The 11,539-nt window shown below is 63.9% G+C and carries 9 protein-coding genes; 3 read left to right on the plus strand and 6 right to left on the minus strand.

The window, feature by feature from the left end:
* Positions 1–28 precede the first annotated feature (28 nt).
* The gene (locus VGH98_21840; protein ID HEY2378638.1) at positions 29–2,278 is read right to left on the minus strand and encodes a protein kinase; all 2,250 of its coding nucleotides are present in this window, start codon (positions 2,276–2,278) and stop codon (positions 29–31) included.
* Positions 2,279–2,579: 301 nt separating this feature from the next.
* Between VGH98_21840 and VGH98_21845 the strand changes: the two genes are divergently transcribed.
* The gene (locus VGH98_21845; protein HEY2378639.1) at positions 2,580–3,401 is read left to right on the plus strand and encodes a hypothetical protein; all 822 of its coding nucleotides are present in this window, start codon (positions 2,580–2,582) and stop codon (positions 3,399–3,401) included.
* Between the two features lie 120 nt (positions 3,402–3,521).
* On the opposite strand, the gene VGH98_21850 is transcribed toward VGH98_21845, so the two are convergent.
* The 3 genes from VGH98_21850 to VGH98_21860 form a co-directional block, all read right to left on the minus strand.
* Positions 3,522–4,478 carry a ParB N-terminal domain-containing protein gene (locus VGH98_21850; protein ID HEY2378640.1) on the minus strand — a complete coding sequence of 319 codons (957 nt, stop codon included), beginning with the start codon at positions 4,476–4,478 and terminating at the stop codon, positions 3,522–3,524.
* 18 nt (positions 4,479–4,496) lie between these two features.
* Positions 4,497–5,279 carry a hypothetical protein gene (locus tag VGH98_21855; GenBank protein HEY2378641.1) on the minus strand — a complete coding sequence of 261 codons (783 nt, stop codon included), beginning with the start codon at positions 5,277–5,279 and terminating at the stop codon, positions 4,497–4,499.
* Between the two features lie 63 nt (positions 5,280–5,342).
* Positions 5,343–6,092, minus strand: coding sequence for an alpha/beta fold hydrolase (locus VGH98_21860; GenBank protein HEY2378642.1), 750 nt, complete (start codon positions 6,090–6,092; stop codon positions 5,343–5,345).
* 349 nt (positions 6,093–6,441) lie between these two features.
* Between VGH98_21860 and VGH98_21865 the strand changes: the two genes are divergently transcribed.
* Complete coding sequence (locus VGH98_21865; protein ID HEY2378643.1) at positions 6,442–7,419, plus strand: alpha/beta hydrolase; 978 nt, start codon at positions 6,442–6,444, stop codon at positions 7,417–7,419.
* A gap of 13 nt (positions 7,420–7,432) precedes the next feature.
* Here the strand turns inward: VGH98_21865 and VGH98_21870 are convergent, their stop codons facing one another.
* Both VGH98_21870 and VGH98_21875 read right to left on the minus strand, forming a co-directional pair.
* On the minus strand, positions 7,433–8,284 hold the full coding sequence (locus tag VGH98_21870; protein ID HEY2378644.1) for an SAM-dependent methyltransferase: 852 nt from the start codon (positions 8,282–8,284) through the stop codon (positions 7,433–7,435).
* A gap of 19 nt (positions 8,285–8,303) precedes the next feature.
* Positions 8,304–10,049, minus strand: coding sequence for a M28 family peptidase (locus VGH98_21875; protein HEY2378645.1), 1,746 nt, complete (start codon positions 10,047–10,049; stop codon positions 8,304–8,306).
* Between the two features lie 101 nt (positions 10,050–10,150).
* On the opposite strand from VGH98_21875, the gene VGH98_21880 reads away from it, so the two are divergent.
* Entirely contained in the window at positions 10,151–11,515 is a 1,365-nt protein-coding gene (locus tag VGH98_21880; GenBank protein HEY2378646.1) for a PQQ-dependent sugar dehydrogenase, read from the plus strand.
* The last annotated feature ends 24 nt before the right edge of the window (positions 11,516–11,539 follow it).

Below are 11,539 nucleotides of genomic sequence, written 5' to 3' on the forward strand. Positions count from 1 at the left end.
GTTCGTCCCTCCGCAAGAGCAGCTTCAACTAGAGGCCCATCCTCCGCCGGAGCTTCGCGAAGCGCGCCGACGCCCGCAACGGATCGAACACCGGGTTTACATCCATGTAAGCCAACCACCCGCGGCGCTCGTCGCAGGAACGCTCGGCCCAGTCGAGCGCCCGCTCATGATCGCCGATGCCGAGACAGAGAGTCGCGAGGGCGACAGGTGAGACGTACTCATCGCGCCGACGCGCATCGAGATCGGCGAGGATCTTTTGCGCGGCGCGCACCTGACCCGAGCGTCCGAGAGCGTAGCCGAGCGTTGCCAGGGTGTAAGCGCTTGCGCCGGGAAGGGCCGACGCGTCGCGCAGAACCTCCTCGGCGTCGATGTACTTCTCATCGAGGGTATGGATCAGTCCGAGGACGCGATAGGTCTCCTCCGCTGCCGGCGCGAGCGTGAGCGCTCGACTGGCGTGGTAACGCGCGCGGTCGTAGCGCCGAGCATAGAGATACATGTAGGCGAGGCTGCGTCGCGCGGAGGCCGATGTTGGATCCAGCTCCTGCGCAGTGTGCCCTTCGATGAGTGCCTCCTGCATCTCGCCCCGTGCCGCGAGGAGTGCTGCGTACCACTGGTGAGCCGTTGCGTAACGATGGTCGAGCTCGATCGCACGCTCGAATTCCCGCGCTGCGGCCGACCATTGCCACTCATAGATGAAGAGCACCCAGCCTAACGACGTATGGGCTTCGGCGACCGACTCGTCGATTGCGAGCGCGCGCTCCGCATACTCGCGCGCTTTCGCGAATCCCTCGTGCACGGGCACGCTGCGGTAGTCGACATGCAGCGCATACGCGTCGGACAAGCCCGTGTAGGCAAGCGCATACCGAGGGTCAGCCGCGATCGCCTGCTGGAAGAAGTCGATCGCTTCGGCGACGCCCTCGTTGGTGCGCTTGTTCCACGCGTGCCGGCCGCGGAGATAGAACGCGTAGGCCGTGACGCTCTCGGTGTACCGCTTCTGCTTGCGCGTGGGCGGATCCCCGAAGGACTTCGCTCGCAACGTCGCGACGATTGTCTGCGCGATCTCGTCCTGGAGGGCGAAGACGTCGGCGAGCTGCCGGTCGTAGCGCTGCGACCAGAGCAGCCGCCCATCGTCGGTCGAAGTGAGCTGTGCCGTGACCCGCAGCTGCGCACCTATCTTTCGCACCGTGCCTTCGAGGACGACCGTCGTGCCTAACAGCGCGCCGATCGCACGCACGTCCAGCGGTTTGTTCTTGAGTGAAAAGACCGATGTCCGCGACGCAACGCGCAGTCCCTCGACCTTGGCGAGCGCGTCGATCAACTCGTCGGTGATGCCGTCGCTCAGGTACTCGTTCTCCGGATCGGAGCTCGCGTTCACGAAGGGGAGCACGGCGATGCTCCGCGCGGCGTCGATCGAATGAATGACGGGCAGATCGGCGCCGAGCGCCGTGGTGAACTCGGCGACCGTCGCATAACGACTCACTGGATCCTTCGCCAGCGCACGCGCGAGTACCGACTCGACGGCGACGGACGCATCGGGGCGGAGCGCGCGGAGCGGCCGCGGCGTCTCGGTGACGTGCCGCGCCATCGTCGTGCGCATGTTGCCGCTGCGAAAGGGCGGCTCGCCGGCGAGCATCTCGTAGATGACGCACGCGAGACTGTAGACGTCGCTGCGCGCATCGACCTCGCTCCCGCTCGCCTGCTCGGGACTCATGTACTCCGGAGTGCCTAACGCGATGCCTGCGCCCGTGACGGGCCCGCGCGCCATCAGCGCGTTGTCGTCGGCACACATCGCCCGCGCAACGCCGAAGTCGGCGAGCAGCGCATGGCCGTCGGCGAAGAGAATGTTCTCCGGCTTCACGTCGCGATGCACGAAGCCCTCGCGATGCGCATAGTCGAGGCCCGCGCCGACCTCGCTCGCGATGCGGACCGCGTCACGCACGGCAAGGCGGCGCTCAGCGCGCAGCCGATCGCGCAGCGAGCCACCGGGCACGTACGGTGACACGTAATACAGCAAACCGTCGGCGGTGCCGGAGTCGATGAGAGGTACGATGTGCGGATGCGCCAGGCGCGCGGCGATGCGGATCTCGCGCAGGAACCGCTCGGCACCGACTGATGCCGCGAGCTCCGGCCGCAACACTTTGATCGCGACTTTGCGGCCGTGCTTCTTCTCCTCGGCCAGGTACACCGTCGCCATTCCTCCCGCGCCGAGCTCGCGCTCGACGAGATACCGCGACGCGAGCGGACTACCAGGATTGGGAGGAATCGCGGTCGTGGTCACTCGGGAAATATGCTCGCCGCCGGAAGATTTCTCACGCGACAAAGCGTAACCACCCAGTGACGCGGAATTGTCCGCCTTCGTGGACGACGCTGCGCGTTCCAAGCGCCCGGCTCAATCGCCCGCGTCGCGCGCCAACTGTAATGCACATCGGGGGTTGCACACGAAAACGCGTCGTTTGGCACCGGCTCCTGCACACTGGTTCCGACGGGCCTGAGCGTTGCCTTTTGTGTAGGTGCAATGACGTCCGAGGTGACGTCGGCATCACGACCAAAAACGCGCTCGCTGCACAAAGGAGGCGCATATGACCATGTTTCGTTCGACTCTTCGCACGCTCTCGATTGCCCTTCCGCTGCTCGCCGCGGGCGCTCCGGCGCTGATGGCGCAGAATCGCACCCTTTTCACGTGGACGGGACGCGTCGATCGCGAGGTTCAGATCACGATGCGCGGTCGCGACGCCTGGATCAACGGCGCCGATCGAGACGACCGCGGTCGCGTGAGCGTCGCATCGATGCTGCCGCGTAGCGACGGCTACGTGCGCGTGCAAACGCTGGATGGACGCGGCGACGTGTCCGTTCTGCAGCAGCCCAATGCCTCGAACAACTACACGACGATCGTGCGTGTCACGGATCGCAGCAGCGGTTCCGATCGATATCGCGTCGCCGCGTACTGGGATTCTCGCTATTCCGATAATCGCGGCGGCTACGGCCGGCGCGACGGTGACGACGGTCGCCGCGACAATGGTGGCTGGGACAATGGCTCCGGTACGCCCTCGAGAATCGATCCGCGTGATCGTTCAAACGGTGGCTGGAACAACGGATCGTATGGCAGCGGCACGGCGCTTCGCTGGGCCGGCAACGTCGATGGCGAGGTTGAAATTCGCCTCCAGGGACGCCGCATGGACGAGCGCGTGTTGAGCGGTGGCGAGATTCGAAACGAGCGAAGCTCGGTCGTCGGGGACATGCCGCAGCGTGACGCACAGCTGTTCATCTCTCAGAGCTCCGGTCGCGGCCAGGTATACGTCGCCCAGCAGCCGTCAGCCTACAACGGTTATACGACGGTTATCCGCGTTCGAGATCCGCAGGGCGGGTATGGCTACTACAATTTCGAGGTCGGCTATCGGTGACATTTGGGGGGCTAGGGGCTAGCAGTTAGGTATTAGGTGCTAGCAAAAGCAGAACCCCGTGAGCACGTCTCTCGGGGTTCTGCTTTTAGCCATTAGCCCCTAGGCCGTAGCCTTCGCGCCTCACTCCTCGGCCGGTGCGCCGCCGGTTCGCGCCACTTGATCCGCACGAATCTTCCCGGGATCGAACTTCTGCGCACTCGAGGTCATCTTGTCGATGGTTTCGTCGAAGTCGGCGGTCGGCGAGCGCTTGAAGCGCAGCGGGTTCACGCGCGCGACGACGAACGCCTTGAGATATGGACTCTCCATCCCGCGGGACTTGAGCGCTTTCACCGCGTCGTTTACCGCCTCATTGAGGGTCAGCAATTTCTCGGCGCGTTCGCGACGCGTTGCCATGGCTTTGGGGAGCTTCGCCGACAGAAACTGGTCGCAGCGCTTGAGCACGGAGTGGTACGCCCCACCCGAGAACCGCCCGTTCTGCTGATAGCACAGGCCGAGCGTCACGAGCGCTGCCTCCTCGAACTCGACCGCGAACTCCTTCTCGGGACGATCGTCGAGCGCGGACAATGCCTCGGCGAGGCGTACGACCTCGAGCGCGCGCTCGCGAAGATTGTGCGCCTTCTCGGTATTGAGAAGCAGAATGCGATGCGCAACCTCAGGCTCGGGAACAACGATTGCCACGACCGACTTGGCGCCGAGCTCTTTGAGTGCGCCGAGGCGATGATAGCCGTTAGGCGACCAGTATTTCCCGTCGCCGGCTGGAACGGCGATGACGGGATCGAGAAACCGATCGAGCGCATCGATCGCCTTGGCGAGGCGGCCGACGTGCGCCTCCGAAAGATCCCGCTGGTATGGAGTCGGCTCGACGCGATCGAGCGGGAGCGCGGCGAGGAGTTGCCAGTGTCCACCGAGCGGATCGCGGTAGGATGCGAGGACGGTTCCGCCATCATCCTCGATCGTACGCGCGAGCGTCGTGACGGAGACGGGAGGCGCCTGGCTCGTTAGGCGGCGTGCCTCGAGCCCGCGGGACGCTGCGGGCACCTCGACCTTCTTTTTCTTGGCACGTTTGGCGGTAGCCACGATGCTCTGAAATGTCGCTCAGCTCCGCCGAATGCGCACCTCGTCTCGCTGATTCTGAAGAACGATCCCCTCCGGCTGGCCTGCGCCCAGCGCACGTGGCGACTGGCCACTCCTTGTGGACGCTGGGGATGATGGCGCGCTCCCGGCGCCCGCCTCGGGCGCATCCGGCTGAGTCATGATCTTGGTCAGAAACCGCTGACCTTCCGAAACACGCTCCATCTCCACCGCGATCGTGTCGACTGCCTGCTCGAGACGTTCGAGGCGGTTCGGGGCGTCGTTCCAGCCTGCGGGTAGCGCCGGCTTCGCTCCGCGCCGCCAGAGCAGGCGTCCCATGGAGCCTGCCAGCGGACCGAGCACGCACACGACGAAAACAATCGAGATCGCGGTTATTTGTCCGGAACCGAGATTCATGATAGGAAATCGATCCGGAACCCCGACGATCGCCGTCGGACCAGTGTAGGCGGTGAGAGCACGACCCGATTCCCCGATATCACTCTCGATCTGGAGGATGCGCTGATCGAGCACGTGAAGTTGTTGGTCGAGGCCGGCGCGGTTCGCTCCGGTGGCACTCTCATACTGTCGCGCAATGCTTTGGCGACGGTCACGGACGCTGCTGACCTGTCTCGACATTTCCGAGCGCTGAGCCTTCAACATCTCGAATTCGGCAGCCGTCTGCGGCACGCGGAACTGGCCGAAAGACTGGGTCGCGGGAGAAGGCACGATGGCGACTGGCGTTCCCGGTGCCTGCGGCGGAACAGTCGTCGTGGGTGGGGCCGGCGCCTGGAAGATTGTTATCGGCATGCCGGGCAATACGGGCCATGACAGGCCGAGGTTGCACGCGCGTGATCGGGCGTCTTTACCTATCTATTTGCATCCGCGGCGATCGGCTGACTCGGTTCGACACGCGGTCTGTGTGTCGCGCGCGCTGCCAAGGACGGCTTCCGAACCGGCCGGGGATGCACGGAGATGCTCGATGAGGAAGTCCCCGACGCGTCGCTCGTACTCGAGCGGCGCGTAATCGTGCAGATCCTGGTGGCCGGCGCCGGATACCTCCCACAACTCCTTCTCGCTCGTCGCGTGGGCAAAGAGAGCGCGCGATTCGCTGAGTCTGGTGTACTGGTCTTCGGTGCCGGCGATGAGCAATACGGGCTGCGTCACCTGTCCAATCGCATCGATCGGTCGCAGCCGCGCCGGGTTGACACCAATTCGAGGCGCGACGACGTCGATGAGCAGCGGCGTCATCGCAGTTCCAAGGAAGCCCAGTGGACCGAGCCAGGTGTGCAGGCGGTCGGCTACGGCGTCCTTGAACGTCGGATAGACCGACTCGAGAACGAGCGCGTCCGCCGAGAGCGGCTTATTCCCGACAAGCGACGCCGCGCCACCCATCGAGACGCCGATGATGCCGATCCGCTCACCTGGCGAAGCCACTCGCAAGAAGGCGAGCGCGGCCGCGGCATCCAGACTCTCGAGCTCACCGAAGGTGATGTGTTGTCCGGGACTCTCGCCATGCGCCTGGAAATCAGGAGCAAGGATCGCGAAGCCGGCACGATGGAGGAAGCTCGCGCGCGCCAGCATGCTGACACGATTGCTTCCCATACCGTGAAGGAGCAGCACCGCTCCTGCACCGGGCCGACCCGGCGCGAACCACGCTCGTAAGATGCTTCCCGAGCGGCTCGGAAAGTCCACAGTTCGCGCTTCGATTCCCAGGCTTCGCGGGACAGCACCAACGATGCTACGAGCCGGCCGTGCAAAAAGGCACCCCTCCGCGCCGATTAGAAACATAGCGGCCGTCAGGACACGTATGAGTCGTTGTGCGGAAGCATTCTGTCTCATCGACCTCCTACTAAGCACGAGCCGTTCCGCGAGATGCGGGGTTCAAGAGAGACAGGCACATCATCGGTGACGACGCGGGCTTCGCGCGTGTCTTTGTTGGCGAGGGCCCACCTCCCAGCTACTGCTTTCGATGCCGCTTGGAATTGCCTGGCACACGGTAGTTCTGTTCTTCGGTCTTGTCGCGTTCGCGCCGACGCGACTGGGCGATCTTTACGCGCACCCGATGCCGGTGGCCGACTACTCCGCCGCGGTCGCCCGCATAGCGTCGCTGCAGTCTCAGGAAGATAGCGTCGTCGCGCCGGGTGGCGGTTCGATCCTGCTCACGCATGGGCATCGCACTGCTCGCGTTGTGGTCCTCTACCACGGACTCACAGATTCGCCGCTGCAATATTTCCCGTTTGCGCAGCGGCTATTCGCCGAGGGCGACAATGTCTTCGTGCCGCGTCTGCCTCACCACGCCGAAAAGGCGGGACGTGTCGCGAATATGGGCCGGCTGACCGCTCAGGAACTGCGCGACCTTGGCGATGCATCGGTGGACGTAGCCCGCGGACTCGGCGATACGGTGATCGTGTCCGGACTGAGCGCGGGCGGGACAGTCGCCGCCTGGGTGGGGCAGTACCGTGCGGACGTCCAACGGGTCGTCCTCGTCGCGCCCGCGCTCGAGGTGACGCACGTGCCGTCGCTCCTGAATGGCGCCGTGCTGCGGATCGCCCTCCGTGTGCCTAACGTGACGCGTGCCGCTGCGCGCGACTCGACCGAGCCCGACCGTGAACCGGGCTGGGCGACTCATGCCGTTGCGCAAACGCTCAAGTTGGGCGTCGCGGTGCGTCGCACGGCGGCCGGAAAGCCGCCTGCCGTCCATGACCTGGCAGTGCTGCTGAACGCCGACGATCACACGATCTCGAACGGCGCCGCGATCGATCTCGTGCATCGGTGGCAGAGCCACGGCGCGGAGACGCATATCTATCAGTTACCAGACTCACTGCATTTACCGCACGATGTGATCGATCCGCGACACCCGGGAAGCAATATCGATGCGGTGTACCCAGTGCTGGACGCGTTGATCGCCGGTGCCAAGCCCGCGGGCTGGGTTGCGGTTTTGAAGTGAAGATCGGGACCGCTCAAGCGCGTTCCATCAAACACAACCCGGACCATGGCCGTTTTCCCTGCGCACCATTCGACTCGGGGAAGAATCCAAACAGTTTGAGCGGCCAGGGTAGACGGCGAGCGCGGCTCGCCTCTTTGAACGCCGATCGCACCTCGAGCGGTCGCCAACCGTAGGGACGGAAAACGTCCGGACCTTCCGACGGCGCGAACTTGAAGGGTGCGCCGGCTCGTTCCAGGTCCTCGCCGCCGCCTTGGGTACGCAACATCTCGAGGAGACCTGGCGACACGATGTCGAAGACCCAGTATCGAAAAGTCGGTTGGCTCGAGAGGTCTTTCGCGAGCACGCCCACGTCATTGGCGCTCAGATAGATTAGCAAACCCTCACTAATCACGAGCACGCGCTTCGCCGCGGCGCCAACCTGTGCGAACAGCGCGCGCCGCTTGGCGACATCGGAGAGGTCCATTGGAATGCGCTGGAGGAGGCAGCGTGGCTTCTCGCCGGCGAGCACCTCTTCCTTGTAAGCGAGCAGCTCCGGAAGATCGACCTCGATCCAGCGCAACGTCGGTGACACTGACATGCGGTACGGGCGCGCATCGAGCCCCGCCGCGAGATTCAGCACAGTATCGACACCCGCCGCGAGCTGCCGCTCGATGTACTGATCGAAGATGTAGGTACGCATCACCCACGACCATGCGTTCTTCGTGTGCATGGTCATCGCCGCCGCGATCTGTTCCCCGCGATCGCCCGCGAGCCGTTGCGCTAGCGGATCGCGGAAGAGCGCGTCGGCCCGCTCGGTCTCTCGGGCGCGGAAAACCGCGGCCCATCGAGCGGTGTCGGAGATGTTCCGAATCAGCGGTTCAGTCATGGATGTGGAGGCCATTGAACTACTTCTGCGCGAGTGTCGAGTCCCTCTTGGCCTTGAACTCCGTACCTTGCTTCCACTGCGGCATCGAATCCGTCTGTGCGACGACGTACCCGACCCGGAACAGTGTGCGTACATCCTGCGCGCCGCCGGTGAGGTCCCAGTCTTTCTTCACCTCGTCAGACGGTTTGTGGTAATCCCTGCTCGTGTACTCGTCCCGCTTCCGCATGCCGTAACCGTTAGGCTTGCCGATGAAATCGATGCCGGCGTCCGTGTCGAGCGCCGGGACGCCTTGTTTCGCAAACTCGAAATGATCGGAGCGATAGTAGAACCCCTTCTCCGGCTCCGCGTCCGGGCGCACGACGCGGCCGTCCGCCTTGAGAATGCGCGTGAGGTCGTCGTCGAGCGTCGAGTTACCGAGCCCGATGACGGTGAACTCGTTCGTGCGGCCCCACTGATTGATGCCATCCATGTTGATGTCCGCCGCCGTCTTGTTCAGCGGATACAGCGGATGCTCGGCGTAGTACTTCGATCCAACGAGCCCCTTCTCTTCAGCCGTTACAGAGAGAAAGAGGATCGAGCGTCGCGGCGGCGGCGCAAGCTTCATGTACGCCTGGGCGATGTCGAGGAGTGCCGCGCAACCGCTGGCGTTGTCGGCGGCGCCATTGAAGATCTGGTCACCCTTGAGTGTCGTATCCTTGCCGAGGTGGTCCCAGTGCGCGGTGTAAATCACGTACTCGTCTTTCTTGTCACCGCCCTCGAGCTTCGCGACGACGTTCTTCGACTGGATCTCGCGGTGATCGATCTTGATGTTGAAGTCGGCCTTGGCGTCGAGAGCGACCGGCTTGAAGTCCTTCTTCTTCGCCGCTGCCTTCAGCGAATCGAAATTGAGTCCTGCGTCGCGCAGCAGCTCCTTCGCCTTCTCCAGACGGATCCAGCCCTCCACAGGGACACGTTTCTCGGCGTCCGCCGATGGAACGTCGAACTGCTCGGCGGAGTTGCTGGAGCGCACGACCTCGTAGGGATAGCCGGCAGGGCCCGTTTCATGAATGATGATCGCCACCGCCGCCCCCTTCTCTGACGCGATCTCGTACTTGTACGTCCATCTGCCGTAATAGGTCATCGCTTTGCCCTTGAACATCGCCGTGTCGAGCGCGGTCGAGTCGCCCGGCGCGGCGTTAGGCGCGGGAACCGCCGGATCGTTGACCAGCATGAGGATCGTCTTGCCCTTCACGTCCACGCCTTTGTAGTCGTCCCAGCCGTATTCCGGCGCGACGACGCCATAGCCGACGAAGACAACATCGGAGTTCTCGACCTTCGTCGAGTCGCGGTTGTGTCGCGAGTTGGCGATGTAGTCGTCGGGATAGCGCAGCGACACGGTTTTTCCACGCGCGCTGAACGACGCCGTCGGATGCGCCTTGTATCCGATCAGATCCACCTTCTGGATGTAGCTGCCGTCGGGATTCCCGGGCTTGAGGCCCAGCTTCTGGAACTGCTGCGTGAGGTATGCGACGGCCTTTTCCTCGCCGGGAGTACCAGGCGCGCGTCCCTCCATGGAGTCGGCCGCGAGATCCTTGATATGCTGCAGCAGCGACGCGGTATCGATCGATTGCGCGGCGGTGACCACGGCCGGCGACGTCGCGGTCGTATCAGTGAAGGCCGCCGGCGCCGATGATCCGGCTGCGGTGTTGGAGTTGCCTTTCTCGCCACAGGCGGCGAGGAGCAAGGCGGCGAGGAGCGCGCCCGAGAACCGATAAATGGATGACACGATGAATGGAGGGCTGAGGAGACGACTCGCTGCGGACCAGCCGGAAATCTTCGAGTTCTCACGACGTGCGGCAAGAGCCTAGGAACGCGATATTCCTGCCCATGACAAATCACCGATTTCTCCGATCGTGCTGGGTTCCGACGATTCTCGCCCTCGCGGCTTGCGGGCGCGACAATCGCCCAGCCAAGAGCGATACCATTGGCTACTCGTCGTATTCAGCGGGCGGCCGGAGACCGTGCGCGAGTGACAACGGCGGCCTCACGCTACCGCCCGGGTTCTGCGCCACGATTTTCGCGGACAGCATCGGCCACGCACGGCATATCGTCGTCGCGCCTAACGGGGACGTCTACGTCAACACCTGGAGCGGCCAGTATTTTGGCGGCGACAAGGGTCCCGAGGGCGGTTATCTCATCATGCTCCGCGATACGACGCACGACGGTCGCGCCGATGTCATAACCCGATTTGGCGCGAAGGCCGACAGCGGTGGCCACGGCGGCACGGGCATCGCGTTACACAGCGATGCACTCTACGCCGAGGAGAGTGCGACAATCGTTCGTTACGCCCTGCCGGAAGGCAGTGGGGTGCCGACGGCTGCGCCCGTCGTCATCGTCAAATTGTTGCCGCTCAACGGCGATCACCCGATGCATCCCTTCGCGATCGACTCGTCAGGCACGATGTACGTCGATCTCGGCTCGGCATCGAATTCGTGCCAGTTCACGAATCGTGTGCCCAACTCACCGGGTCACAATCCCTGTAACGAGCTCCGCACGCGCGGCGGCATCTGGGCATACGACGTCAACAAGACGAATCAGAATTTCTCTCCGGAGAATCGTTACGCGACGGGGATTCGCAACGCCGTCGGCATGGCGATCGATGGCGACGGCAAGCTCTGGTCGACGCAGCATGGGCGCGATCAGCTCTACGAGAACTGGTCGAAGCTCTATGCCAGCGAACAGGGACAGAATCTTCCCGCCGAAGAGCTATTGTTGATCGAGAAGGGAGCGGACTACGGCTGGCCGCGCTGCTACTTCGATGGTGATCAGCAGAAGCTCGTCCTCGCACCAGAGTACGGCGGCGACGGCGGCAAGATGGTGAGCGATTGCCGGGAAAAGCATGCGCCCGCCGCGTTTTTCCCGGCGCACTGGGCGCCGGACGGATTGTTGTTCTACACGGGCAACCAGTTTCCCGCACGATACCGCAATGGCGCGTTCATCGCCTTCCACGGGTCGTGGAATCGCGCGCCGGGGCCACAGGGCGGGTACCAGGTGGTCTTCCAACCGCTCTCGTCAGACAAGGCATCGGGGAATTACGAGTCGTTCGCGAATGGGTTCGCGGGTGGCGTCATGCAGCCCGACGCGGCCAAGCACCGACCGGTGGGGTTGGCACAGGGGCCGGATGGGGCCTTGTACATCACGGATGACAAAGCTGGGCGAGTCTGGCGCGTGGTGTACGTCGGCACCAACTAAGTGAGCGCCCGGGTTGTGGAGCGC

The sequence above is a fragment of the Gemmatimonadaceae bacterium genome (assembly GCA_036496605.1).
In the GTDB taxonomy this organism is placed as follows: Bacteria; Gemmatimonadota; Gemmatimonadetes; order Gemmatimonadales; family Gemmatimonadaceae; genus AG2.

Excerpts from the sequence above, each read along its gene's own strand:
- VGH98_21845 (HEY2378639.1), top strand. The coding sequence starts at position 2,580 with ATGACCATGTTTCGTTCGACTCTTCGCACGCTCTCGATTGCCCTTCCG.
- VGH98_21855 (HEY2378641.1), bottom strand. The coding sequence starts at position 5,279 with ATGCCGATAACAATCTTCCAGGCGCCGGCCCCACCCACGACGACTGTT.
- VGH98_21865 (HEY2378643.1), top strand. The coding sequence starts at position 6,442 with ATGCCGCTTGGAATTGCCTGGCACACGGTAGTTCTGTTCTTCGGTCTT.
- VGH98_21870 (HEY2378644.1), bottom strand. The coding sequence starts at position 8,284 with ATGACTGAACCGCTGATTCGGAACATCTCCGACACCGCTCGATGGGCC.
- VGH98_21880 (HEY2378646.1), top strand. The coding sequence starts at position 10,151 with ATGACAAATCACCGATTTCTCCGATCGTGCTGGGTTCCGACGATTCTC.